Below are 25,237 nucleotides of genomic sequence, written 5' to 3'. Positions count from 1 at the left end.
CGCCCAACCCGGACTACGTCAAGGGCATGGTCGAGTGGTGCCGCCAGTTCCGCGGCCTCAAGCCCGACGGCACGGTCAACCTGTGCTGGGATGTGATCAACTACCACCACTACGCCAACGACGCGGGCTCCTCGCAGGGGGGCAACCCCACCCGCGGCAGCGCCCCGGAGGTCTCGGACGCCGGCGAGCGGGCGGCCGCCTTCCTGGCCATGGCCCACGAGTACTGCGCCGACATGCCGGTCTGGCTCACTGAGTCGGGCTACGACCTCAACCAGGGCAGCCCGCTCAAGGCCATCGCCGTGGGCGGCCGCTCGGTGGAGCAGACGCAGGCCGACTGGCTGCTGCGCTCGGCCCTGAGCTACGCCCGCTGGGGGGTGGAGCGCGTGTTCCACTACCAGGCCTACGACGACAACCCGACCAGCAGCATCCAGTTCGGCTCGATGGGCCTGTTGAACAGCAACCGCAGCCCGCGCCTGGCGGCGCAGTACCTGCAGCAGGTGCAGCGCTTGCTCGGCCGCTACCGCTACCAGCAGACCCTGAACGCCGACCCGCTGGTGGACCGCTACGCCCTCAACGGCCAGAGCGCCTTCATGCTCGTCGTGCCCGATGAGACGGGGCGTACGGCATCGTATTCTCTCAACTTAGGCACGGCCACGCAGGCGGATGTATATCGTCCGCAAGCGGGTAGTACCATGAGTGTGCAGCGGGTGAACGTGACCAATGGCCAGCTTCAGCTCAACGTGACTGAAACCCCGTTGTTTGTATTGCCTGTGGCAGCTGCTGGTGCTCCGTTGGCTACTACGTCTACTACCACGCCAAAATCTGTGGAGCTGACGGCTTACCCGAACCCATTCACCAACGAAAGCCAAGTGCAGTTCAAAGTAGCCGACAGCGGCCAAGCTACCCTGGCTGTTTACGACTTGCAAGGCCGCTTGGTACGCAAACTATTTGCGGGGTCTATGCAGGCGCAGCAGCCTCGGACGGTGCTATTCTCCGGTGCTGACTTGCCAGCCGGCCTGTACACCCTCCGCTTAACTACGGATACGCAAGTGGTACACCAACGTGTGGTGCTAACCAAGTAAGGCACGCTGCGCCTACTACCAACTAGCAAACACCAAAACGGCTCTGCCTCTTTTAATAGAGAGCAGAGCCGTTTTGCATTCAACACAACGTGCTTCAGACAGTTAAGTATTAACGGCCCAACCGAAAAACACGGGTGCGGCCATTTATTGTCACCGACGCCATATTATCGCAGGCTTGGGTACTGGTAGGGTCGTAGTTGAGGACTAAGGTTTTGCCATTAGAATTGCTGATGCTGACTGTACCGGCCGTGAAAAACCGGGCGCAACCGGGCGTAAATACTTTAAGCAGCGGCTGCTGAATGGTGGCAGCATAGGTGGCACCCCGCCGGTTGGTGCCAGTGGCTGACCCCGTTACCGAATATTGGTCGTCGAGAAGGGTACGAGTGCTCTGGCCGGCTAGGCGGGTATAAGTGCGCTGCGAGTTCCAGGAATGCGTGCCAGTTGAGGTAACAACGCTGGCATTCTGCACGCTGAGGGAATACGACCCGTCGCCGGTGTTGGTGATGATGCGAGTGCCGGTGTGCTGGTTATCGTTGCGGAAATAGTTGACCAATGTGATACTCACCGATGAGCCTTGCAGCCGTGGGCGGCCATTGAACACGGCCACAATCTGGCCGCGGTGGGTTACGCCGTTGGGAGCAGTGCAATTTACAGCACCAAAATCCAGGGTGAGTGTTCGAGTGCTAGGATCGTAAGTGCGGGTAGCACAAGCCGGCAGAATACGGGCTAGGTCGGTGGGTTCGGTAACGGCTCCGTTTAATACGGCAATATCGGCTGGGGCGGCAGCTTCCACAAAGTCATTGAGACTGGCGTTTTCCTCTTCGGCCATGCCCGAATCTTCAGCTGAAACAATGCTTTCGGGTTCTACTTGTTCTTTGTTGGTGGTGCAGGCACTAGTGCTGAGCAGAAGTAAACCACCGGCGAGAGCCGCAAAATGGAGAGGGCGAAAAAGTAAAGATTGCATGATGAGGGAGGGAATTAGAAATGAAGAAGAAAGAGAGTGGTTGCTACGGTTTCAATAGCTTGGATAGAGACCAGTAAACATAGTTTAATACAACTATAAAAAATTTTGAAGACTACCTGAATTTTGCAGGCCAACCGCTACCCTAACCTCTCGTATAGCTGTACACACATTCTGTATACCCCCTCGACACCATGCGCCCTGCTCAACTCACTGCCTTGCTCGTTCTGCCCCTGTTCACTGCTTGTTCGGGAGGTGAAAGCAACAAAGACCCAGTTGCTGAAGCTAAGTTTCAGAACGAAAAGCGCATTGGTGGCGAAGACATTACTGCCAAACAGGAGCGCGACGCCGAATTTATGGTGACGGCCGCCAACCGCAGCATGTTTGACTTGGAAATCAGCCAAATAGCCAAGCGGAAGGCTTCTTCACCTGATGTGAAGTATGTGGCTGAAGCTGTAGCGGGCCAGCATGGCCCCATGCAAACCGAACTGAAAACCCTAGCCGAGAAAAAAAGCATTGTACTGCCTGCTAGCTTGGGCGGCGACCAAGCCAAGCAAGTGGGTGAGCTAACTGCATTGAATGGAGCCGCCTTCGACCGGAAGTATATAGAGCTACTGGAAGAAACCCACAAAAAGAGCGTCGACAACTTCGATGACATGAGTGATGATGCCTACGATGGTGACATCCGAGCTTTTGCCGCCAAGTACCTGACCACCCTGAAAAACCACCTGGAGGCCGCCGAAAAAGCAGCCGATCAACTACCCAAGTAACCCGTGAGGTAGCGGCCTACCGGCCTAATACCTCTCCTTATTTCTACATCCTTCACTTACAACCAACCACGTTATGAAAACGCGCTTTCTTTCCTTGCTGGCCTTGGGTGCCACTCTCTCTTTTGCCAGCTGCGGCGACAATACAAACGGCAAAGCCGTGACTGACATTGAAAAATCGGCGGCTGATGGCGGCGTAGATGCCAACAACAGCGCCACGGTTATCGACAATGACGCGGGCCCAACCGTAACGGTCGACGCCGATTCGGCCATGGGAATGGACTCCACTGCTGGAGCTCGTCCATAACCAAAGTACCGTGGAGTAAGTAAATCGTTATATCCACAACTCCACATCAATTCCTATGAAACGCATTCTTTTTAGCGCTGCCTGCTTGGGCTTACTCTCGCTTGGCAGCTGTAACAGCTCTTCCGACACCGCCTCCACCTCGGCAGATACGGCCGATACCGCCGTTGGTAGCGCCCCTACTGACAACAACGCCGGCGCCATGGATTCTACGGCAGGTGGCACCATGGCCGATACCGCCGCAGCAGGTGCCGGAGCTATGGCCGACCCCAGTGGCCCCACTGCTCCGCACTCCGACGACCCAACGTTTATGATGTCGGCCGCTCATAGCGACCAAAACGAAATCCAGTTGAGCAAGCTGGTGCTGGAGAAGGGCGCTACTGGCATGGCCAAAACCCACGCCGACATGATGATTACCGACCACACCAAGTCGACGGCGGACTTGAAGGCCATTGCTACCAAAAAGAACGTGAAGCTGCCCACCGACATGGATGCCGAGCATAAGGCCATTGCCGAGCAGATGCGCAAGCTCTCCGGTAAAGAGCTGGAAAAGAAGTTCATGGAGCAAATGGTAACCGACCACCAGAAAACCCTGAACACCATGGCCGCTCACAAAGCCATGACCCAAGACACCGACCTTCAGACGTTTATCACGAAAACCACTCCGGTAATCGAGAAGCACCTGACGATGTCGAAAGACCACAACGGCATGATGTAGCCGATAGGCACTAGCCCTTACGCAAAAGCCGCTCCTCTACTAGAGGGGCGGCTTTTTGACTTTTATATTCATTTATTCACTCTAATTGCCAGCGGGTTACGCCACCGGGCAAAATCTGACGTTACGCGCTAAACTCCTTTGGCATTGTTGAGTATAAGACACTGAACCCCTTGGCGGGCATCCGTATTACTCACAGTCTGCCATTTACCTCTGCTTGATTCTCAACCCATGAAAAACCTATTGAAACGATTTGCTGGTACGGCTCTGCTGGCCGCGGTTATGTTGGGAAGCGTAGCGCCCGCCCAAGCCCAGAACCCAACCAAAAAAGCCGAGAAAATCAATAAGAAGCGCAGCAAAGCCTTGAAAGAAGGCTCCACTTACACCAAGGAGCAGCTGAAATACGATTCGGAGTTTGCCGTAGCCGCCGCCAGCACCAATATGCTGGAGGTGTCGTTGGGCAAGCTGGCGCAGCAAAAGGCCATTGTGCAGGAGGTGAAGGACTGGGGCAAAATGATGGAGCAGGAACACACCGAGGCCGAGCAGAAGCTGGAAGCCATTACCGTGAAGAACAGCATTGCGCTGCCCACCATGATGAGCACCGAAGACCGCGCCATCTACGACGACGTGGACGACCGAAAATACCTCGGCTTCGACAAGAAATACCTGCGCGACCTGAAGGAACTACACGAGCGCACCGTGAAGCGCTACGCCGAGGCCACTACCAAGCTTGCCAACCCCGAACTGCTAGCCTACGTGACGGAAATGCTGCCCAAGCTCCGCGCCCACGAAAGCCAAACGGCCGTGCTTTTCGAGCGTGCCAATGCTCTGAAATAACTGGCTCATCTCATTCCGATAAAGCAAAAGGCCCTCCGGCAGAAGTATGTGCTTCTGCCGGAGGGCCTTTTGCTTACCTTATGGTCTACGCCTCGGCATACTTGCTGGTGCGCAGTTCCTCGGCCAGGAAACGGCTGGTGTGGCCCTTTCCTGACTTAGCTACCTGCTCGGGCGTGCCTTGCGCCACAATGGTGCCACCGCCTCCGCCACCTTCCGGCCCGATGTCGATAACGTGGTCGGCTACCTTAATCAGGTCGAGGTTGTGCTCGATGATGAGGACGGTATTGCCCTTGTCGGCCAGCTTTTGCAGCACATCGGCCAAGTGGTTGATGTCCTCGAAGTGCAGGCCGGTAGTCGGCTCATCAAGGATGTAGAACGTCTTGCCAGTGTCCTTTTTGCTGAGCTCGGTAGCTAGCTTCACCCGTTGCGCCTCCCCACCCGACAGTGTAGTAGCTTGTTGCCCCAGCGTGAGGTATCCCAGTCCTACTTCGTTCAAAGTCTGAATCTTGCGCAGGATGCGGGGCTGAAACTCGAAGAAGTCCACGGCCTTTTCCACGGTCATGTCCAGCACGTCGGTAATGGACTTGCCTTTGAAGCGCACTTCCAGCGTTTCGCGGTTGTAGCGGCGGCCTTTGCAGGTTTCGCAGGGCACGTGCACGTCGGGCAGGAAGTTCATTTCGATGGTCCGGATGCCGGCACCCTCGCAGGTTTCGCAGCGGCCACCCTTCACGTTGAACGAGAAGCGGCCCGGCCCGTACCCCCGAATCTTGGCTTCCGGCAACGACGAGAACAGTTGCCGGATTTCAGTGAACACGCCGGTATACGTAGCCGGGTTCGAGCGGGGCGTGCGTCCAATCGGCGACTGGTCTACCTCGATTACCTTGTCAATCAGTTCCAGCCCCTCAATGCTGCCGTATTGTAGCGGCTCGCGCTTGGCGTTGAAGAAGTGCTGATTGAGAATGGGGTACAGCGTATCGTGAATCAGGGACGACTTGCCGGAGCCCGACACGCCGGTTACGGCAATCAGCTTACCCAACGGGAACTTGGCTGTTACGTTCTTCAGGTTGTGGCCTTTGGCACCTTTCAGCACCAGTTCCTTGCCTTCCCCAGTGCGCTTTTTCTTGCGCAGCTCGATGTGCTTCTGCCCGCTGAGGTACTGCGACGTGAGGCTGCCCGAGTTGAAAATCTCCTGCGGCGTACCCGAAGCCACAATATGCCCGCCGTGGATACCCGCGCCGGGGCCAATGTCCAGCACATAGTCGGCGTGCAGAATCATGTCCTTGTCGTGCTCCACCACAATCACCGAGTTACCGATGTCGCGCAGGTGCTGTAAGGCCTTGATTAGCCGCTCGTTGTCACGCTGGTGCAAGCCGATACTGGGCTCGTCCATGATGTAGAGCACGCCCACCAGTTGGGTACCAATTTGGGTGGCGAGGCGGATGCGCTGGCTTTCCCCGCCGCTTAGCGTCCGTACCGAGCGGTGCAGGTTCAGGTAGTCGAGGCCTACTTCTAGCAGGAAGCCGATGCGCTTACGGATTTCCTTGAGCAGCTCCCGCGCAATCAGGTTCTGGCGGTCCGTCAGGCGCGTTTCCAGACCTTCAAACCAAGTAGCCAGCTCATTCAGGTCCATCACCGACAGCTCGCCGATGTGCTTGTCGTCCATCTTGAAGTGCAACGACTCCTTTTTGAGGCGGTAGCCGTGGCACTCGGGGCACTCTTTGGCCTGGGTGTACTGCTGAATCCACTCCCGAATGTTCTCGGAATCAGACTCCATCTGCCGGCGCAGGAACGGGATGATACCCTCGAACGGCTCGGCGTAATTGGCCTTTTTCGGGTCGGCGTCCTCATCTTCGGGCACCCCATAGAGCAGCCGTTCAATCAGGTCAGCGGGCAGCTTCTCCAGCGACGTACTGAGGCTGAGTTTCTGCTTTTTGAGGATCAGGCTGAGCTGCTGGAAAATCCAGATGTCGCGGTACTCGCCCAGCGGCGCAATACCGCCACGGCTGATACTCAGCTTCTTATCCGGCATCACCGATTCCTCGGTAATTTCCTGCACTTCGCCCAAGCCGTTGCAAACCGGGCACGCGCCGTAGGGCGAGTTGAAGCTGAACGTGTTAGGCGCGGGGTCGTCGTAGGCAATGCCGGTGACGGGGTCCATAAGGAAGCGCGAGAAGAACTGGGTCTGCTTGTCGGCCTTCTTCTCGTCGGGGTCGAGCACCAACATGGTACCTTTGCCGTGGGTCAGCGCATTCTGCACCGAACCCGACAGCCGGAACCGGTCCTCCTCTTTCACCACCAGCCGGTCAATCACGATTTCGATGTCGTGAATCTTGTAGCGGTCCACCTGCATCTTGGCCGTAATGTCGAGCAGTTCGCCATCGACGCGCACTTTGGTGAAGCCGAGCTTGGCAATCTGCTGGAACAGCTCACGGTAATGTCCTTTGCGGCCTTTCACCACGGGTGCCAGCACCACCAGCTTCTTGCCATCGAACTGTTGCAGGATGTAGTTGATGATCTGGTCGTCGCTCTGCCGGATCATCTTGGCCCCAGTGGCGTAGCTGAACGCCTCGGCGGTACGAGCATAGAGCAAACGCAGGAAGTCGTAGATTTCGGTGATGGTACCGACGGTGGAGCGGGGGTTGCGCGAGGTGGTTTTCTGCTCGATGCTGATAACCGGCGACAGGCCCTCAATCTTGTCCACGTCGGGCCGCTCCAGCCCGCCCATGAAGCTGCGGGCGTAGGCCGAAAACGTCTCCATGTAGCGGCGCTGACCCTCGGCATAAATCGTATCGAAGGCCAACGACGACTTGCCCGAGCCGGAAATGCCGGTAAATACCACCAGCCGCCCGCGCGGAATCTGGATGGAAACATTCTTGAGATTATGCTCCCGAGCCCCGTACACCTCAATGAAGGGCGCTTCGGTATCAACGGCGTGGCCGTTGAGCTGGCCCTGCACGAGAGTCGGCAGCGTAACGGTTGGGGAAGGAACCGAGGCTACCTCAGGGGCCGGAGCGGCTTTAGGAGCCTTCGGCGCTTTGGGTGCTTTCGGAGAGGTAGCAGCGGGAGCGGCAGTTGATTTTTTGGCCATGCACTAGCGAAGCGTATAAGTCTGCAAAGGTACGCAATACGCGCCCCAATGACTACCCCGAATAGCTTATTTGCCAAGCGTTTTGGCCAGCTTATGCGAGGCAGTTCGCGCAAGGAATAGCGCGAACAGACAGCCTGTAACAACGAAAGGGGCCTAAATGTCCCGGTGGATTTAAAGTTCTACGGTGGGGCAGTGAAATCAAGCGTTTTTCTTGCTCGAAATCAGCGAAATGGCGCTGTTCTTGCGTTATAGGTTTCATTGTTCATTTCTCTTTTTTCAACCATGAAACTGATGCTTAAATCGAGCCTGATGCTGTTGCTGGGTTTGCTGCTGCAAAGCGGCGCCGCACAGGCTCAGGTGCAGGTGAACGTCAATGTAGGGCGGCCGGCCTGGGGTCCGTCCGTGGGCCCCGGCGTGGAGTATTACTACATCCCGGAAATTGACGGTTATTACGACCTGTACACCCAGAACTACGTGTACCTCGACCCCTACGGCTACTGGGTGAGCACCCCCTACCTACCGACTTACTACGCCAATTACGACCCGCGCTTCTTCCACCCGGTCGTCATCAACTACGTGGGACGGCAGCCGTGGGGCTACATCCACGACCACCGGGCGTACTGTGGCCAGCGGGGCTGGCAGCCGGGTTACTACCGGGGCAACCAAGGCTACGGCTATAATCGGGGCGGCGGGTACGGCCAGAACTATGGCTACCGCACCCCGCAACCTAACTACCGCTCGGCTCCCGGCAGCTACGGCAACAACCCGTACAACAACCGCGGCTACGCCCACTCCAACGACTACGACCGAAATAACCGCGGCAACTACCGTCCCAATATCCGGGACAACGACCGGAACGATGGCCGCAACAACCGCAGTTACCAACAAGATAACCGTGGCTATCAGCCCGGCCCAGACCGCAACGACCAAGGGCCACAAGGTCGTCGTGAAATGCAAAGCAGCGGCCCCGATGGTGGCCGGGAACGAGGCCGTGGCCGGTAAAGAATAGCAAGCTTCCCATAAAAAAAGCGCCTCTAGATAGAAGCGCTTTTTTTATGATTAAAATCAGCGAATTTGCATATCACAAGGATAATAGTTCTTGTGTTAAGCGCAACAGCATGGCTAGTCTGGCCTCTTTCTTGCAACTGCCTGCTGTACATTATTGAATTCTCCCCAACCATCTCTCCAACCATGAAGCTCTTCCCCAAACTCGCTTTTGCTGTCCTACTTACGGGTCTATCGTTATCAGCTGAGGCGCAAGTCAATATCAACATTGTGCAGCCTGCTTGGGGACCAGCTGTGCCAGCAGGTAAGCAGTACTACTACATCCCCGAAGCCAGCAGCTACTACGACCTCAGCAGCCAGCGCTACATTGTGCAGCAGAACGGCAAATGGGTGCGTACCGCCAACCTCAATGGTTACTCAACCTCGTCCTTCCACCCCGTAGTTATCGACTATGTAGGCGCGCAGCCTTGGTCGCAGTACAGCCGCCACCGCACGCTGTACCCGGTTAGCCTGCCGCCCGGCCAAGTGAAGCGCCTAGAGAACGGCAAAGGATTGCCTCCGGGCCAGGCCAAGAAACTGGGTGCCATGCAGCCAGGTGGCGTGTATGTAGTGGAAGGCAAGAACAAAGGCGGGAAAGGAAATGGCCACGGCAAAGGCCACGGCAAGCACTAGCCTTTCGTAACCTGCCTTCAGCAATACAAACCGGACTCTTGCGAGAGGGTCCGGTTTTTTTGCGGCTCAACACGTGGCAATCCTGTATTTTCGGGCAGTCTTGAAGTCTGTTTGTTCCGCACTATATGGTATTTAGTAGTACGCTGTTTCTGTTTTATTTCCTGCCGGCTTTCCTGCTGCTTTACTTCCTGACTCCAACTCGGTTCAAGAATACAGTGGCTCTGATAGCTAGTATTGGGTTCTACGCTTGGGGGGGCCTCAACTTTCTGGCTTTGTTTGTAGCCTCCGTGGTAGTCAACTTCGTGCTGATCCGCTTCATGGATAAAGCCGAAGGTTGGCAGAAGCGCATCTACCTCACGATGAGCATTGTTATCAACGTAGCCATGCTCTTCTATTTCAAGTATGCCAACTTCTTCCTTGAAAACATTGGGGCCGTACAAACGGCGCTGGGCGGCTCGGCCCTAACGTGGGAACGGGTAGTACTACCCATTGGCATCTCTTTTTTCACCTTCGAGAAGCTGACGTACACCATTGATGTGTACCGGGGCGTAAACCGGCCTTTGCGCAGCTTTTGGGACTTTATGCTCTATATCATGCTGTTCCCGAAGATGATTGCCGGGCCCATTGTGCGCTTCCACGAAATAGCTGGTCAGCTCACCGACCGGCGCGCCTTCGATACGGTGGACCAGAAGCTGGCGGGCCTGTTTCGCTTTGGTATCGGGCTGGGCAAAAAGGTGCTCATTGCCAACGTACTAGGCCTGGAAGCTGATAAGATATTCGCCATGAACCCAACCGAAATATCTGCGCCGCTGGCGTGGGTAGGGGCCGTAGCCTACACGTTCCAGATCTACTTCGACTTCTCAGGTTACTCCGACATGGCCATTGGCCTGGGCAGGCTCATGGGCTTTCAGTTTCCCGAAAACTTCAACAACCCCTACGTTTCACGCTCTATCACTGAGTTCTGGCAACGCTGGCACATCACGCTAGGCCGCTGGATGCGCGACTACCTCTATATTCCGCTTGGAGGCAACCGCGTAAGCACCGGCCGCCTCTATGCCAACCTCTGGACTGTATTTATTCTCTCTGGCTTCTGGCACGGCGCAGCTTGGAACTTTATTGCTTGGGGAGCCTTTCACGGCCTGTTTCTGGTGCTCGACAGGCTCTTTCTATTGCGTATTTCCAAGCTCTTAGGGCCGCTAAGCATTGTGCCCACCTTTCTTATTACAGTGGTGGGCTGGGTACTCTTCCGCGCCGAGTCTTTGGCGGGAGCCTTAACTTATATCAAGCGCATGGTGAGTGGCGGCCTGGGCCAGCTACCATATTTCAACAACGAGTTTTGGGGCATACTGGTACTAGCTGCTTTGTTTTCGTTTATGGCGGCACTGCCGCGCGTAGAGCGCTGGGAAGTGAGCTTACTGTTTGGTGAGAAACTAAGCTTATCGCGGGCTACAGGCCTCACATTGGCTACCGCCGTGCTACTCATTCTGAGCGCAGGAGCTATTATCGGCAGTTCATTCAATCCGTTTATCTACTTCCGATTTTAGCTGGTTTAGCTTTCATAGTTATGAAGCGTACGTTGTTTGCTTTTCTGTTCTTACTGCTTGCTCTACCCAGCATACAAGCCAAGTTTCACTTATTAAAGGAAGAGCAGCTAGCAGGGGCTTATATACAGGCCGAACACCCTGATTTCAGCTTGGACGCTTTACTAGATGGCTCTTATCAACCCAAGCTAGAGCAGTATTTAGAAGACCGAATTGGGCTTCGCACATGGCTAATATCCTTGCGCAACCAATTGTCCTTTTCGTTGTGGCGCGTGGCGCGCTCCACCGATCTAGTGATTGGCCGCAATGATGTGCTGTTTCAGCCACGTGTGATTGATGCTTATCTGGGTGCCGAATACCTAGGAGACGACGAAGTACGCCACAGAATCAGGCGGTTGCGCATAGTACAGGATGATCTGACCCAACGAGGCATTGGATTTCTGTTTGTAATGGCCCCCAACAAAGCTCGTTTTCAACCCGAAGATCTGCCCTTTACGGTAGCCCGGCCTGTTGCGGGCCGCTCCAATTATGAGGCGATGGTGCAGGAGATGAAGACGCAGGATATCAACCTATTAGATTGCAGTGCGTTTTTTGTGGCTGCCAAAGACACCAGCCGTTATCCTCTGTTTCCGAAGGGTGGTACCCATTGGAGCGGTTACGGCATTACACTAGCCGCCGACACCATTTTTCGGCGCATCGAGCAAATAGGCAATTTCAACCTCCGCGACTTTCACCGCCAGCCGCCGCTCGAAGTGCTTCAGGGAGGAGTAAAAATGACGGATAGCGACTTAAGTGACCCGCTAAACCTCATCATCCCCTATACTCCGTACCCCCGGATGGCGTATCCGCAAATCGTGTTTGATTCGTTGCGCGCCGATCAGCAACAACCAAATCTGCTGCTCTACGGCGATAGTTTCAATTGGGGGCTGATGCATTTTTACCCCTATTTCCAAACGCTGTTCAGTCCAGTATCTCGCTTTCGTAGTTTGAACGGAGTTATATCGCCTTACACTGAGTCAGGCGAGCCACCTGTTCCCATGGATATTTCGCAACAGATGGCAGAGCGGAATTTCGTACTTATTCTAAAAACCGAGCACAACCTAATGTATGGCGAGTTTATCGACCAGCTCTACGAGTTATACCACCCACTAACAGAAGCGGATAACGTTCGAGTGAAAGCCCTGGAACAGGAATTGCTTCGTTCTCCCGGTGTAAACGACAGCTTGTGGGCGCAGGCATACCGGAATAATGTGCCGTTTGAAGATCTGCTTCACAACAAAGCCCGTGGCTTATATGACCGCACTGAACGCAAGCCATAACTAGGTGCCAGCGCTATCAACCAGACACCATAAAAAGCTGGTTGATAGCACTATATAGCTCAGGTGGCCTTTTCCAGTAGCTGCGCCCAGTTCTGCTTGCGGCGCGCGGCGGTGGGCGTAGGCATTAGGTCGAGGGCCATCAGGGCTTCGATGCAGATGATATCCTGGTCACGGTTCATGGCGGCGGCAGCTACTAGGCGGTTCTGGTGGGCATAGAGGGCCAGGAAATCCTGGCGGCGCACGTCGCCGTGGAAGATGATTTCGTCCCAGGCTTCGGCATGGCCTACATAACGCAGGCTTTTGCCGTACTGCTGAGTCCAGAAAAACGGCACTTTCTGGAACGGCTGCTGCTGCCCCAGCATGTTGCGGGCAGCACAGGCGCCGTGCTGCTGCGCTATACGCCAATGCTCGATGCGGTGCTGGCCCTGACCGGCCACCAGCGGGAAGCGGGCAATATCTCCGGCAGCATACACTTCGTCTGCGGCTTGTAGGTAAGCATCTACCCGCAGGCCGCCGTCTTTGTCCAAGTCGAAAGTGTGTAGTAGGAAATCGGTGGCTGGCTTCACTCCTACTCCTAGCACCACCACGTCGGCGGGTAGGCGTTGGCCCGATTGCAGCCGCACGGCCGTTACGTGCCCATTCTCGCCTTCCAGCTCAGCCACAACAGCTTCCGGTTTGAAGCGTACCCCGTTGCGTTTGTGCAGATTACGGAACATAGCCCCAATTTTCGACCCCAATACTCGCTCAAACGGTTCTTTCTCCTGCGCTAAAACAGTCACGCGCCGGCCATCGGCTACCAAGCTGGATGCTGCTTCCATCCCGATAAAACCCGAGCCAATGATTACAACATGCGTAGCCTTCTCAGTGGCTCGCTGAATATCCTCGGCATCAGTGGGGGTTCGGAGCAGAAACACGCCGGCCAAGTCGTGGCCTGGCAGGGTTGGCAGCTGCTTAGCAGCCCCGCCGGGTGCCAGCAGCAGCTTGTCGTAGCGCAATGGCACCCGGCCACTGACGTGTAGTTCTTGGGTGGGAAGGTTAAGACCAACGGCACGAATATCGGTTAGTAGCTCAATGCGGTGCTGCTCGTAGAAACTGGTTTTACGCAGCGGCAGAGCTTTCTTTTTGGCTTTGCCGGCTAGGTAAGCTTTGCTGAGTTTAGTTCGGTCGTAGGGCGGCTCGGCTTCGGCCGTCAGCATCACAATGCGGCCCCCGAAACCCTCCTGCCGGAGCGTTTGAGCGGCAAACTGGCTGGCGGCACCGGCCCCAACCAGCACAAACGTACGCGTATCGGGCGCAGCAGCGTTAGCGGCCTGGGTTTCGCCACCGACCAGCGCCGTGGGCGTAGCGTCCGGGTTGGCGGTGGAAGCCGGTGGGTTTTTCGGTACCTGCACCCACACCCGACCATCGGCCACGCGTACCGGAAACGAGGGCAAAGCATCTAGCGCAGGCGGCTCACATAGGGCACCGTCCGTCACGCGGAAACAAGCATGGTGCCAAGGACATACCAACTTGTCATCGACCAGCTTACCTTTTTCCAATGGTGCTCCATAATGCGGGCAATGAGCAGCCAGCGCGTGGTACTGCCCCTTGCGGCGCAGCAGCAGCACGTCGGTGCCGGCGGCGTTATAGGTACGCATTTCGCCATCCTGCAAGGCGGTGGCAGGCGCCAGATTGGTTTCGGTGGAAGTAGACACGGCTGCTTTGAGTAGGGGTTCTTCTGCGAAACGCGGGAGGTGCAGTTGAGGTTGGCGTTGGCGTGTTGTTTGGTCGCTAACCACCCAGCAACCCAGGGCCGCCTGCTCGTCGTATTACCCCTATCACCTTAGCTTAATTTCACTTTATGGCCACTCCCTACCAACCCATTAGCTGTAGCTTCTACGACGAACTCGAAGCCCGAGCCACCACCGGTCAGCCGTGCACGCTCACCTACCGCACCGAGCCCGACACACCGCCCAGCACCTACCAAGGTATCATTCAGGACCTTTACATCAAGGACAAGGTGGAATATCTGCGCCTAGCCGATGGCTTCGAGTTGCGCTTGGATGCCTTAGTAGCTGTGGACGATAAGGAGTTGCGTAACTATTGCTGAGTTACTGCTTTACTACTCAGTATAGCTCCATTAAGCTCACATGGGCATCACTCATCGTGTTGCTGTTACCATCGGCAGGGTTGAAACCCTCTAGTCTTCTGCCGATGCTCATCAAATGTTGCCGAAAACGCTGTACGCCGTCGTTGTGCTGGTAGTACCAAGCCGGGTCGTCTATGTAGTTGCCAACTGGTGTGTCAGTATTGCTCCAGATAACCCACACCCGCTTGGTGTTGGGTAGCGCGTGCAACTCGGCATCCATGCGGGCAAAATAATCGGGGAAGTTGCCGGCAGCGTGCCGGTAGTCATTGCCCAATACGCCGGTAAACCGGAGCGGCGTAAGGCTTCGGTACAGATTGTAGGCTGGCTTTTCGTTCCAGTGAATATATACCGCGTCGCCAGGGCGGTAATTGGTATTGATATACTGGATAGCTTCGCGGTGATAGGACTTCTTGAACTCGCCGAACAAGTACGGAGTAACTACTTGCGCCACTGAGTTTTTGAGTGGCCCGAACACCAGCAACAAGGCCAGCGCGTAGCTGGCTTGCGTGAGTATGTTGCGTTTAGCAACCAGATAGTCGCAGCCGCCAGCCAGCAGCAGTATCACCAGCGGTGCCAGATATACCGTTAGGCGGTCAATGAACGGATATGCTTTCAGAGCAGAAGCCACCACCGCCAACAGTAACACTGCCGCCAGCAGTAATAGGTAGCGTTTACTGTGCTTGTAGAAATACAGTACACCCGTGCCAATCAATACCACCGGCACCAAAGACATTCGCTGAAGCACTTGCTCACTGGCTTTCAACATGATGTTGTTGGACCAGCTCAAGCCCAGTGGGTAGTGAAAAAACAGGAACACCCGCTGCCCCAACCATACCACTGCCTCCTTGGCCGAAGTGAGTGGCAAGTAGCTGTTGCACTTGTAGAAGAAATAAACCAGCCACCCACTCCCGGCATTATGCCTAGCAAATAGCAGATACACTGCGCCGAAGCTAACCACTCCCATCCCCACCGGAATAAATAAGCGCAGCAACGCCGACCATTGCTTGCTACGCATGTAGGCGGCCCCAACTGCCGCAGTCAGCCCCGCCAGCACAAACACCGACGAATACGCAAACCATACCAACATGCTGCTCCATATTCCCCACCGCAGCATGGCTTGCAGGTTGTTTTGGCCTTTGTATTTCACATACAGCCACAGGATAAGTACCGTTACAAATAGCTCTGGACCATACGGCTTGGCCTCCACAGCATGGTACACCAGCGGCGGCGCAAACGCCAGCAACGCCAGCGCCACAGTAGTGCCCAATGGCCTAAGGAAATAGCGGGCTACCGGCAGAAATAAAAACAGCGCCGCCACGCCAGTAAGGAGCGAGTACAACCGCAAGGCCTGCTCGTTTTTCCCGAAGAGCACCACAAACGAGTGAGCTACCAGCAAATAGCCGGGTGGGGCGCTTTGCAAGTGGGGCAATGGTTTCGTGAACAGCTCCCGAAAGCTCATTTCCACTATGCCGGTTGATAGATACACTTCGTCTTCCCACAATGAGCGGTTGTAGAAGAAGTGAAACAGCCGGAAAAGGATGCCTAAAGACAGTATAGCAGCCACTGCTACCCTGTAAGCACTGAGAGAATTTCTTTTGGCAATTACCGCAGAACCAAAATCGGGCTGAGCAAGCATAACAGTACCAGATTAGGCGGTGAATGATAACAGCCAACTGCGTTCTTGGCAGCTGCTGCTACTAAGGCATCGGTAATCATGGGAATTCTGTAATAGTCGTTTTCAGTCGAGGAAAAGCAGCCGTTGGCTTTCGATTACTACAGGATACTTGGGCGGAACTCAGAGCAGGTTCTGATGAAGAAAGGCTGGCGACTACCTACCTTACTTTCAAGTGAAAAGCTTGTTCAAGACGCTCGAATGTTGATTCGAAACGCTCCGAACAAGCTTTTCAACGAAAGCAAGTATACAGGTTGCATGATTGATTTACAAATCAACCACACCATAGTACAATTTTAAAACTCGGCGCTTTTAGGGAAGCGTGGGAAGGGTATAACGTCGCGGATGTTGGTCATGCCGGTGACGAACAGGATGAGGCGCTCGAAGCCCAAACCGAAGCCGGCGTGCGGTGCGGTGCCGAAGCGGCGGGTATCGAGGTACCACCACAGGTCTTCTTCAGGCACGTGCATTTCCTGCATGCGGGTAGTCAATTTCTGCAAGTCCTCTTCCCGCTGCGAGCCACCGATAATTTCGCCGATACCAGGAAACAGCACGTCCATGGCGCGCACGGTGCGGCCATCTTCATCAAGCTTCATGTAGAAGGCTTTAATATCCTTGGGGTAGTTGGTGAGGATAACGGGCTTCTTGAAGTGCTTCTCCACCAGGTACCGCTCGTGCTCCGACTGCAAATCGGTGCCCCAATCCACTGGGAATTCAAACTTCTGCTTGGCTACTTTCAGAATCTCCACTGCCTCGGTGTAAGTCAGGCGCTGAAACTCGTTGTCGGTCACGAATTTCAGACGGGTGAGCAGCTCCTTGTCGTACTGGTCGTTGAGGAATTGCAGGTCGTCGGCGCAGCGCTCCAGAGCGTAGCGTACTAAGCTGCGGAGGAAGTCCTCGGCCAGGTCCATGTTGTCCTGCAAGTCGTTGAAGGCTACCTCGGGCTCAATCATCCAGAACTCGGCCAAGTGGCGGGCCGTGTTGGAGTTTTCGGCCCGGAACGTGGGCCCGAACGTGTACACCTTGCCCAGCGCCATAGCCGCCAGCTCGCCTTCCAGCTGCCCCGATACGGTGAGGTTGGTGGGCTTGCCAAAGAAATCCTGCTTGTAATCGACGTGGCCGGCCTCGTTGAGCGGCGGGTTCACGTCGGGCAGGGTGGTTACGCGGAACATCTGGCCGGCCCCCTCGGCATCGGAGCCGGTGATGATGGGCGTGTGCACGTAGAAGTAGCCGTTGGTGTTGAAATACTGGTGAATGGCAAACGACATGGCGTGCCGAATGCGCAGCACTGCCCCAAACGTGTTGGTACGGGGGCGCATGTGCGCAATCTTACGTAGTTCTTCCAGCGAAATACCTTTTTGGTCAGTACCGCGCTTTTGCAGCGGGTAGGTTTCTGGGTCAGATGAGCCGTATACCTCAATCTCGCTAGCCTGCACCTCCACAGCCTGGCCTTTGCCCTGCGAGGCCACCAGTTTGCCGCGCACTGCCACGCTCGAGCCGGTGGTAATTTCCTTCAGGCTTTCCTCCGAAAACTTCCCGGCATCAGCCACCACCTGAATATTATGAATGGTTGAGCCGTCGTTGACGCTAATGAACTGCACGTATTTGTTGCCGCGGCGGGTGCGTACCCAGCCTTTCAAAAGCACTTCGCGGTCCAGGTCGGTGCTGCGGAGCAACTCCTGCACACTGGTTTTTCGGAGGTCAGACATCGGGATTTCGGTTCTCGAATTGAATAGATAGAACCGCAAAGGTAGAAGATTTGGTAGCGCAAGTGTACTATTGCCGAGTTGGGCGTTTTAGGCGGCGTGGTAGTACACTAGCAAGAATAAATACAACACATGCCTGTTGCAGCGCATTAAGGGCCTTCCGCTAGGTTGAATACCAGTGAAACGCCAACATTTTCCGCCGAACTCAAGTACAGAAAGGTCTATATTTGACTGAACCACCCCCGTTTTTCACCTGGACGGAGCGCCTGAGTTTTTAGCGTATGCAACGACTGGATATGAAGCAGCTTCTCTCGCAGAAGCTGTCACCCCAACAGATACAATTCATTAAGCTGCTGCAAATCCCGACGGCGGAGCTGGAAGCGCGCATCAAGGAAGAGCTGGAGGCCAACCCCGCGCTGGAGGAAGGCGACGACGCGGACGACGACTTCGAGGAGCAGGAGCGCGACGATTCCACTGAGTCAGACGAGGACTTCGACGACCCCGATGCCGAGTTCGATAACCCCGATAATACGCTGGACGAGGATTTTGCCGGCAACGACCAAGGCGAGGAACAGCCAGAGATAGAGCTACCTACCAAAGACGAGCCGCTGGAAGTAAAGGAATCGGAAAGCGCCGATGACCTCGACTTGAGCGACTACCTCAACGACGACGAAATTGCCGGCTACAAAATGCAGGGCGACGGACCCGGCGAAGACGAAGACGACCGGGAAATGCCCCTGGCCGATACCGGCGGCTCTCTAATTGATAGCCTGCTCGACCAGCTGGGCTTTGCCGACCTCGACGAAAAGCAGGAAGCCATTGGCCGCCAGCTCATCGGCTCCATCGACAACGACGGCTATATTCGGCGCGACCTATCGGCTATTGCCAACGACCTAGCCTTCGCGCAGAACATTGAAGCTTCAGTACCCGAAATTGAGGCCGTGCTGCGCCTGGTGCAAAGCCTGGACCCCGCCGGTATTGCCGCTCGCGACTTACAGGAATGCCTATTGCTGCAACTGGAGCGCCGCCACCAGGACGAGAATACAGAGCACGCCGAGCGGATTCTGAGCGAGACGTTTGATGAGTTTACCAAGAAGCACTACCAGCGGATTCAGCAGCGCCTAGACTTGGAAGATGATGAGCTGAAGGAGGCTATTGCCCTCATTCTGAAGCTCAACCCCAAGCCCGGTGGCAGTGGCCCAGTCGGCAGCGGTAAGGTGCAGTACATCATCCCCGACTTTATCCTGACCAACGACAACGGCGTGCTCAACCTTACGCTCAACTCGCGCAACGCCCCCGATCTGCGCGTGAGCCCCGCCTACACCGATATGTTCCGCGCCTACGACAAAGGCTCGAAGCAGGACAAGAAGTTGAAAGAGGCCGTGACGTTCGTGAAGCAGAAGCTGGATTCAGCTAAGTGGTTCATTGATGCCATTCGGCAGCGCCAGAACACGCTGCTGCGTACCATGGACGCCATTGTGCGCTACCAGCGCGAGTTTTTCGTGGAAGGCGACGAGAGCAAGTTACGCCCCATGATTCTCAAGGACATAGCCCAGGAAATCGGGATGGACATTAGCACCATCAGCCGGGTGGCCAACTCGAAATCAGTGCAGACGGAATTTGGTATCTACCCACTGAAGTACTTTTTCTCGGAAGGTATTGCTACCGACTCGGGCGAGGACGCCAGCAGCCGCGAGGTGAAGCACATCCTTAAGGAAATCATTGAAGGCGAGAAGAAAGACCGGCCCCTGAGCGACGACAAGCTGGAGAAAATGCTCAATGCCCGCGGCTACAACATTGCCCGCCGCACCGTAGCCAAATACCGGGAGCAACTCAACATCCCAGTAGCCCGTCTGCGCAAGGAGTTGTAACACTTCGGCGTACAGCTTTCAGAGCGAAGTGCTCAACAAGAAAAGGCCCGAAGCAAGTTGCTTCGGGCCTTTTCTTGTGTCAACCGTTCGGTGCAGCTTATTGCTTCACTACGCGGCGGGTGGCAGTTTGGCCGTTGCCTTTCACTTGCAGAATGTAGGCGCCGGAGGCCAAGTTGGATGGCGGCTGCACAGCCTGTTCACGGGCATTGCCACGGGCGGTGGCGCGGTGCACCACGCGGCCCTGCATATCGGTGAGGGTGAAGGTAGTGCCAGCGGCGGCAGGACGGTCTAGTTCTACGTTCAGTTGCTCACGGAATGGATTAGGGTAGGCGTTGCGCACATAGCCGTTGGCAGCTACTGCTTTCCCTTTATTGCTGAGCACGCGCAGAGCATCGGTGGTGTAGAGGCCACGGCCATGGGTAGCGGCGGCCACTTGCTTGTCGGAGGTGCGCATACGTAGCATATCTACGCGCACGTTGGCCAGGCCGTTGTTAACCGGTATCCAGTTGACAGTGCCAGCCGACAGGTTATCAGTACCCCACACGCCCAGTTCGGTAGCCAGCAGTATGCGGGTACCATCGGTAGGGTCGAACAGCGCCCAGCGGATGGGCATGTCGGGCAGGTTGCCTTCCACGTTGCGCCAGGTGGTGCCCCCGTTGGTAGTTTCCCACACGCTCACTACACCGTAGTTGGAGTAGGTAACTACCAGGTGTTGCTCGTTGGTTTTGTCTATAGCTACCGAAGAAACAGACGCGGCAGGTGAAGTTGCCGGCCGGATTTCGGTGATAACCGGCGTGCGTGGCGCTACGTTGCGCACAGAGTCAACTCGCAATATTTTACCGGAGTTAGTACCCACGTACACCCGGTCAAGCACGCTTGGCGACACGGTTATGTGCGTAACAGTACCAGCACCAGGCAGCGCAACGCTGGTGGCAGTGGAAGCGGCTGTAGTGGTGGCATCCAGCCAGCGGAACATGGCGTTGGCCCCGTAGCCGCCAAACATGGCGTTGGAGCGACTGTCGTAGTCGGTGGGGTTGATGAAGGAGCCCAGCGTGGAGCTGATGTTTTGGTTTGCGAAACTAGTACCATTGTTGACGGAGCGCCGGTACTGCGAGTACACGTAGCTGGTGAACTGATACTGTGGCTCGTCTTCGTCAATAAAGCAGAACGCGCCGTCACCGCCGGTAGCAGCCGTGGTGCTCACGATGCCTGCGCCATTGAAACGCTGAGTGCCATTGTCTTGCGCGCCGGCCAGGAAGTAGTTCACATTAGTAGGGTGCACCGCGCAGGCATAGAACTGCGTGATGTTGAGCCCCCCGACGCGGGTGCTGAATACAGGTGTAGCCGGTGTGGCCACCTCGGCATTCTGCGTAACCGATACACCACCGTCGTTGCCGAAATAGCAGATATCAGACGTGGCAAACACTATAGCATGGTGGTCGGCGTGAAGGTAGCCGGGCGAAGTGGTAGCCGCCGTCCAGTTCGAAACCTTGGTCCAGATAACGGGGTCATCGGCGGCGGTAGTAGAACGCCACATATCTAGGCCACCAGCATACAACAAATCGGGGTTGGTGGGCGATACACCCAAGGTGAGGTCGTACCAGGCTTGGCTGCTGGCCAGCGTAGCGGCCGTGCCGCCAGGTTGGGTCATAGTCACCCAGGTGTTGCCACCATCATCGGAGCGGTAGAGGTTGAGGATACCGCCCGTGGTGGTATTTTCCATTACGGCGTACACGCGCTGGGCCCGGCTAGGGGCGCAGGCCAGCTCAATCCGCTCGTAACCGGTGGTAGGCAGGCCAGAATCGGTTAGCGTGTTCAGCTTCACCCACGAGCCTGCGTCGCCATTGGGCGAACGGTAGATACCATCAGTCTGACCGATACCGGGAGTAGCATACAGTGTGCCGTCGGCGGCCACTTCAATGTCGCCGATGCGGTCCACTACGGCTCCAGTGCCGGCGCCCAGCACCTTAATCCAGTTAACGCCTCCATCACTCGACCGGAACAGACCAGCACGGGTGCCCGCGTACACGTCGCGGGTGGTAGGATGAATCAGTAATTTTTGCACGTACTGGAAGTTGACGCCGCTGGTACTAGGCAATTGCGTCCAGGTAACCCCATGGTTGACGGATTTCCAGATGCCCTGCCCGCGAATAGCGTCGGCGTTCAGAAAGCCCTCCCCCGTTCCGAAGTACATAATGTCGGCGTTCTGGCGGTCGGCCACCAGCGTCGTAATAGCCAAGTTGGAAAAGAAGTTATCGACACTCTGCCAAGTGGTGGCAGTGGCTCCGGCCAGGCCATTAGTGGTTTTCCAGAGGCCACCACCTACCGAGCCACACCATACTGTGTTACCAGTAGGGTCGGCAGCATCTACAAGCAGGGCGCGAGTACGGCCACCAATATTAGCCGGGCCACGCTCAAACCATTGGGTGAGAGCTAGGCTGCCCGCAGTAGGCCGCATGTTGGCGCGCTCGGCAACCAAGCGCTGAGCATACTCTTGGGCTGCTACTAACCGCTCGCGCGGTACGGTGCCAGTAGCGGGGTCCATGGTCCGGGCCACTTCCTGCTCAATAGCCAGATCAGGTCGGTCGCGCCGGTCTTCGTCCTCTTCCTCTTCTTCGCCTTCCCGCTCCTCGCGTGACTCGTAGGCTAATTCTGATTTTTCGGCGTGCTGCTGCCACCACCAGGCGCCGCCGCCCACAGTGCCGGCCGTCGCCAAGCCAAGTAGTAATTGCCGCGCCCGGACTCCGAGTATTGTACGCTTCATACTGTATATGTAAAATGTAAAACCAATCTCCCGCAACGAATACCTATGCCCCGTATAAGGGTTTCTAAAGATAAGAAAGTACGCGCGAAACAGCAGGAGCTTTAGTAGTTTTGGTTGTCTTATCTGCGGGCTGTGGTCCTATTGCTTCCTTGAACCGCCCTATTGCCCTATTTTTCTCGGCAGTCTGCCACCCGTTGCTGGTGCCCAGCTACCTCTATTATGTGGTATGTTACCAATTGCCGGGAGTGTTGCCGCACTTACCACTGCCTGACCGATGGCACCTGCTTAGTGTGGTGGTACTCTTCACCTTTATACTGCCCACACTTGGTACGCTACTGCTGCTTTGGGCTGGCTGGCTAAAAGGCACGCTGGAGTTGCGGGAGCGGCCCCAACGTCCACTGCCGTTATTGCTAACTACGGTTAGCTTCGGAGCGGCAACTGTATTGTTCAGCACCACTCCAGAAATGCTCGACCCATTGCTGCGCTATATGATGGCCGGTATGACCCTGACGGTACTGCTGACGCTATTGGTTTCGTTGCGCTGGAAAATATCGGCGCACGGCGCGGGAGTTGGCGGCGCGGTGGGGCTATTTACCGTGTTATTCTTCAGTGAACCTGCCATTGGGCCTGTGCTGTGGTGGCTGCTGGGCAGCTTGGCTGTGGCAGGCGCGGTACTAAAAGCCCGATTAGCGCTTCAGGCCCATACACCGGCCCAGGCCTGGGCTGGCTTTGCGCTAGGTGTAGGCCTGGTTATCGGGTTTGGGGCAGGGCTGGCATTGAAGTAACACGTTCAGCTCGCAGTTCGCAGGCTTTTATGCCAGCTTTCTTGTTTCAACGGCAGCAGACTGCTCTTTATCTTGCAAAATCCTACATTCATCCAATAATGCTAACAGATAGAATCCGGGGGCTGCGTGCCGGGCGTAGGTTGGCCATACACCTATTACTCCTATATGCACCTGATTCGTACGCTGCTTTGCTTTTTCGTTTTCGCAGGTTTTATAGGCTTATTATTGCTGTCAGCAGTGGGACCGATGGCGCCTGCCACACTACGAGCTGGTATCTGTGCTCAACACCCTACAGTCTTGCCAGCCAACCCTATGACAGCACAACCCAGCATGCAAGCAGCGAAACACGCAACTGCCTACCACACCGTGGGCACTCCCGTTGGTATCTACCTGCATTAGGCCAGCAAGCACCTACTCTTGATGCATCTGCTCGCGCAGCAGTTCTTGCACCTGCGGCTGGTCGTAGTCGGCTTCAGCTTGGATGTAAGGCATCAGGCGGCGCATGATACGCTCTTGCCGCTGCCCATTGGCTAGGGCTTCGGCGTAAGGCGTATGCGAAAAGGTTACCTGTGAGTAGAGTGGCAGCCACTGCCCTGGATATTGCGCCGAAATCTTGCTTTCAATTTTCTTCTGAAGCAGAAACCGGGGGTCGGCCACCCGGTCGCGCATTTCCTCGAAATTGTAGATAGCCAGGTCGGCCATGGCGTCGGCGTTGGGCTTGCGTTGGGTCTGAAACTCCTGGAAGATGGAGCGCCAATCGGAGCCGTATTTGTCGAGCAGGGAGTTGAGCACCGAGCAATCCTCGAAGCCAGCATTCATGCCCTGCCCGTAGAAGGGCACAATGGCATGTGAAGCGTCGCCGATGAGCAACACGTCATCATCGAAAGCCCAGGGGTAGCAGCGCACCGTTACGAGGGAGCCGGTGGGGTTTTCAAAGAAATCCTGGGTAAGCTCCGGCATCAAGGGCACAGCATCGGCAAATACCTCCTCAAAGAAAGCCTGCACCTGCGCCGGGGTTTGCAGCGTAGTGAAGGAGTGCGGGCCTTCGTAGGGAAAAAACAGGGTGCAGGTGAACGAGCCGTCGAGGTTGGGCAGCGCAATCATCATGTACTGCCCGCGGGGCCAGATGTGCAGGGCGTGCTTTTCCAGTTGCCAAGTGCCGCCGGGGCCAGGCGCTATATTCAGTTCCTTGTAGCCGTAGTCGAGGTAGCTCTGGGAGTAGTTGTACCGGTCGGTTTTCTGCATGGCGGCGCGCACGGCTGAGTACGCACCATCAGTACCAAACAAGCGCCGAAAGTGCTGCACTACTTCCTGGCCGTTGCTGGCGTCGCGCAGATGCAGGGTTTGCTCACGTAAGTCTACGTGCAGGCACTGCTGGTTGAAATGCAGCTTCACGCCGGGCTCAGCTTCTACCAGGTTCAGCAGGGTACGGTTGAGCCCGGCGCGTGATACCGAATAGATGGCCTGCCCGTCCTGCCCATACGGCTGGTTGGTAAGGTTGCCGTGGGGGTCGTGCATGACCCGGCCATACATTGGGATGCCTACCCGCCGAATTTCGTCGCCAATGCCTACGCCTTCGAGGGCGCGCCATCCTCGGTCAGACAACGCCAAATTGATAGAACGGCCTTCCAGCGGCCCGGCCAGGCGTGGATCGGCCCGCCGCTCAAACACCTCTACACTGTGGCCATGCCGCGCCAGATACAAGGCCAGCAACGAGCCAACCAGGCCTGCGCCCATCAGCGTAAGTTGCTCAGAACTACCAGCAGGTGAGTTGAAAGAAGAGGCCGCGTCGGACATAGAAACGTGTTTGGGTGGGTGGCGGCGGCTAAGCTAACTATTCAGCCTGAATATAGGCCGCACAGCAAAGTCAGTTCATCGGACAAACAGCCAAGTTCAACTTGTTTTCGTCCTAGGTTCATCGCAAATCCCAATTTAGCTATGCACCCGCCTGTAGATTTGAATTATAAAACGAAGCAATTGAACAAGCAGTTGGCTTGAAACTTCTGCTTCTTGGTTAAGC

The 25,237-nt window shown here is 56.0% G+C and carries 19 protein-coding genes; 12 read left to right on the top strand and 7 right to left on the bottom strand.

All coding sequences use genetic code 11. The features are described 5' to 3' along the window. Positions 1 to 1,082: T9SS type A sorting domain-containing protein (locus tag G536_RS29415; RefSeq protein WP_022825899.1), on the top strand; the 1,082-nt coding region annotated here is incomplete at its 5' end. Positions 1,083 to 1,191: 109 nt separating this feature from the next. Here G536_RS29415 and G536_RS0122670 read toward each other — a convergent pair. After that, positions 1,192 to 2,046 carry a hypothetical protein gene (locus tag G536_RS0122670; protein WP_022825898.1) on the bottom strand — a complete coding sequence of 285 codons (855 nt, stop codon included), beginning with the start codon at positions 2,044 to 2,046 and terminating at the stop codon, positions 1,192 to 1,194. A 191-nt stretch (positions 2,047 to 2,237) separates the two neighbouring features. Here G536_RS0122670 and G536_RS29410 point away from each other — a divergent pair, with 191 nt between their 5' ends. The 4 genes from G536_RS29410 to G536_RS0122650 all read left to right on the top strand — a co-directional run bounded on the left by G536_RS29410 (position 2,238) and on the right by G536_RS0122650 (position 4,666). After that, the gene (locus G536_RS29410) at positions 2,238 to 2,813 is read left to right on the top strand and encodes a DUF4142 domain-containing protein (protein ID WP_022825897.1); all 576 of its coding nucleotides are present in this window, start codon (positions 2,238 to 2,240) and stop codon (positions 2,811 to 2,813) included. 73 nt (positions 2,814 to 2,886) lie between these two features. After that, complete coding sequence (locus tag G536_RS0122660) at positions 2,887 to 3,117, top strand: hypothetical protein (protein WP_022825896.1); 231 nt, start codon at positions 2,887 to 2,889, stop codon at positions 3,115 to 3,117. A 55-nt stretch (positions 3,118 to 3,172) separates the two neighbouring features. Then, positions 3,173 to 3,832: a DUF4142 domain-containing protein gene (locus G536_RS0122655; protein WP_022825895.1), complete on the top strand. Its 660-nt coding sequence runs from the start codon at positions 3,173 to 3,175 to the stop codon at positions 3,830 to 3,832. 228 nt (positions 3,833 to 4,060) lie between these two features. Continuing rightward, positions 4,061 to 4,666 carry a DUF4142 domain-containing protein gene (locus G536_RS0122650; RefSeq protein ID WP_022825894.1) on the top strand — a complete coding sequence of 202 codons (606 nt, stop codon included), beginning with the start codon at positions 4,061 to 4,063 and terminating at the stop codon, positions 4,664 to 4,666. 85 nt (positions 4,667 to 4,751) lie between these two features. On the opposite strand, the gene uvrA is transcribed toward G536_RS0122650, so the two are convergent. Further along, positions 4,752 to 7,754 (bottom strand): excinuclease ABC subunit UvrA, encoded by a 3,003-nt coding sequence (gene uvrA, locus G536_RS0122645; RefSeq protein WP_022825893.1) that lies wholly within the window; start codon positions 7,752 to 7,754, stop codon positions 4,752 to 4,754. Between the two features lie 282 nt (positions 7,755 to 8,036). Between uvrA and G536_RS31115 the strand changes: the two genes are divergently transcribed. The 4 genes from G536_RS31115 to G536_RS0122625 all read left to right on the top strand — a co-directional run bounded on the left by G536_RS31115 (position 8,037) and on the right by G536_RS0122625 (position 12,291). Then, positions 8,037 to 8,756 (top strand): hypothetical protein, encoded by a 720-nt coding sequence (locus G536_RS31115; protein WP_022825892.1) that lies wholly within the window; start codon positions 8,037 to 8,039, stop codon positions 8,754 to 8,756. A 189-nt stretch (positions 8,757 to 8,945) separates the two neighbouring features. Next, complete coding sequence (locus tag G536_RS31105) at positions 8,946 to 9,431, top strand: hypothetical protein (protein WP_022825891.1); 486 nt, start codon at positions 8,946 to 8,948, stop codon at positions 9,429 to 9,431. A gap of 125 nt (positions 9,432 to 9,556) precedes the next feature. Further along, the gene (locus G536_RS0122630) at positions 9,557 to 10,975 is read left to right on the top strand and encodes an MBOAT family O-acyltransferase (RefSeq protein WP_022825890.1); all 1,419 of its coding nucleotides are present in this window, start codon (positions 9,557 to 9,559) and stop codon (positions 10,973 to 10,975) included. A 32-nt stretch (positions 10,976 to 11,007) separates the two neighbouring features. Then, positions 11,008 to 12,291 carry an alginate O-acetyltransferase AlgX-related protein gene (locus tag G536_RS0122625; RefSeq protein WP_169515146.1) on the top strand — a complete coding sequence of 428 codons (1,284 nt, stop codon included), beginning with the start codon at positions 11,008 to 11,010 and terminating at the stop codon, positions 12,289 to 12,291. A 59-nt stretch (positions 12,292 to 12,350) separates the two neighbouring features. On the opposite strand, the gene G536_RS0122620 is transcribed toward G536_RS0122625, so the two are convergent. Continuing rightward, the gene (locus G536_RS0122620; protein ID WP_022825888.1) at positions 12,351 to 13,985 is read right to left on the bottom strand and encodes an FAD-dependent oxidoreductase; all 1,635 of its coding nucleotides are present in this window, start codon (positions 13,983 to 13,985) and stop codon (positions 12,351 to 12,353) included. A 146-nt stretch (positions 13,986 to 14,131) separates the two neighbouring features. Between G536_RS0122620 and G536_RS0122615 the strand changes: the two genes are divergently transcribed. Continuing rightward, positions 14,132 to 14,380, top strand: coding sequence for a hypothetical protein (locus G536_RS0122615; protein WP_022825887.1), 249 nt, complete (start codon positions 14,132 to 14,134; stop codon positions 14,378 to 14,380). 16 nt (positions 14,381 to 14,396) lie between these two features. Here G536_RS0122615 and G536_RS0122610 read toward each other — a convergent pair whose 3' ends face one another. Further along, complete coding sequence (locus tag G536_RS0122610) at positions 14,397 to 15,983, bottom strand: glycosyltransferase family 39 protein (protein ID WP_022825886.1); 1,587 nt, start codon at positions 15,981 to 15,983, stop codon at positions 14,397 to 14,399. Positions 15,984 to 16,387: 404 nt separating this feature from the next. Beyond that, positions 16,388 to 17,800 carry an asparagine--tRNA ligase gene (gene asnS, locus G536_RS0122600; RefSeq protein WP_022825884.1) on the bottom strand — a complete coding sequence of 471 codons (1,413 nt, stop codon included), beginning with the start codon at positions 17,798 to 17,800 and terminating at the stop codon, positions 16,388 to 16,390. Positions 17,801 to 18,078: 278 nt separating this feature from the next. On the opposite strand from asnS, the gene rpoN reads away from it, so the two are divergent. Further along, positions 18,079 to 19,668, top strand: a complete 1,590-nt coding sequence (gene rpoN, locus G536_RS0122595; protein WP_022825883.1) for an RNA polymerase factor sigma-54 — start codon at positions 18,079 to 18,081, stop codon at positions 19,666 to 19,668. Positions 19,669 to 19,765: 97 nt separating this feature from the next. On the opposite strand, the gene G536_RS0122590 is transcribed toward rpoN, so the two are convergent. Further along, positions 19,766 to 22,432: a T9SS type A sorting domain-containing protein gene (locus tag G536_RS0122590; protein WP_084708790.1), complete on the bottom strand. Its 2,667-nt coding sequence runs from the start codon at positions 22,430 to 22,432 to the stop codon at positions 19,766 to 19,768. Between the two features lie 149 nt (positions 22,433 to 22,581). Here G536_RS0122590 and G536_RS0122585 point away from each other — a divergent pair, with 149 nt between their 5' ends. Further along, on the top strand, positions 22,582 to 23,217 hold the full coding sequence (locus tag G536_RS0122585) for a hypothetical protein (protein WP_022825881.1): 636 nt from the start codon (positions 22,582 to 22,584) through the stop codon (positions 23,215 to 23,217). Between the two features lie 411 nt (positions 23,218 to 23,628). Here the strand turns inward: G536_RS0122585 and G536_RS0122580 are convergent, their stop codons facing one another. Continuing rightward, positions 23,629 to 25,014 (bottom strand): FAD-dependent oxidoreductase, encoded by a 1,386-nt coding sequence (locus tag G536_RS0122580; RefSeq protein ID WP_022825880.1) that lies wholly within the window; start codon positions 25,012 to 25,014, stop codon positions 23,629 to 23,631. Between the last annotated feature and the right edge of the window lie 223 nt (positions 25,015 to 25,237).

The sequence above is a fragment of the Hymenobacter norwichensis DSM 15439 genome (assembly GCF_000420705.1).
Taxonomy (GTDB): domain Bacteria; phylum Bacteroidota; class Bacteroidia; order Cytophagales; family Hymenobacteraceae; genus Hymenobacter; species Hymenobacter norwichensis.
Note: the sequence above shows the minus strand (reverse complement) of the source record. Positions and strands in the feature narration are given on the sequence as shown.

Coding starts and splice junctions, on each gene's coding strand:
- G536_RS0122670 (WP_022825898.1), bottom strand. CDS start 2,046: ATGCAATCTTTACTTTTTCGCCCTCTCCATTTTGCGGCTCTCGCCGGT.
- G536_RS29410 (WP_022825897.1), top strand. CDS start 2,238: ATGCGCCCTGCTCAACTCACTGCCTTGCTCGTTCTGCCCCTGTTCACT.
- G536_RS0122660 (WP_022825896.1), top strand. CDS start 2,887: ATGAAAACGCGCTTTCTTTCCTTGCTGGCCTTGGGTGCCACTCTCTCT.
- G536_RS0122655 (WP_022825895.1), top strand. CDS start 3,173: ATGAAACGCATTCTTTTTAGCGCTGCCTGCTTGGGCTTACTCTCGCTT.
- G536_RS0122650 (WP_022825894.1), top strand. CDS start 4,061: ATGAAAAACCTATTGAAACGATTTGCTGGTACGGCTCTGCTGGCCGCG.
- uvrA (WP_022825893.1), bottom strand. CDS start 7,754: ATGGCCAAAAAATCAACTGCCGCTCCCGCTGCTACCTCTCCGAAAGCA.
- G536_RS31115 (WP_022825892.1), top strand. CDS start 8,037: ATGAAACTGATGCTTAAATCGAGCCTGATGCTGTTGCTGGGTTTGCTG.
- G536_RS31105 (WP_022825891.1), top strand. CDS start 8,946: ATGAAGCTCTTCCCCAAACTCGCTTTTGCTGTCCTACTTACGGGTCTA.
- G536_RS0122630 (WP_022825890.1), top strand. CDS start 9,557: ATGGTATTTAGTAGTACGCTGTTTCTGTTTTATTTCCTGCCGGCTTTC.
- G536_RS0122615 (WP_022825887.1), top strand. CDS start 14,132: ATGGCCACTCCCTACCAACCCATTAGCTGTAGCTTCTACGACGAACTC.
- asnS (WP_022825884.1), bottom strand. CDS start 17,800: ATGTCTGACCTCCGAAAAACCAGTGTGCAGGAGTTGCTCCGCAGCACC.
- rpoN (WP_022825883.1), top strand. CDS start 18,079: ATGCAACGACTGGATATGAAGCAGCTTCTCTCGCAGAAGCTGTCACCC.
- G536_RS0122590 (WP_084708790.1), bottom strand. CDS start 22,432: ATGAAGCGTACAATACTCGGAGTCCGGGCGCGGCAATTACTACTTGGC.
- G536_RS0122580 (WP_022825880.1), bottom strand. CDS start 25,014: ATGTCCGACGCGGCCTCTTCTTTCAACTCACCTGCTGGTAGTTCTGAG.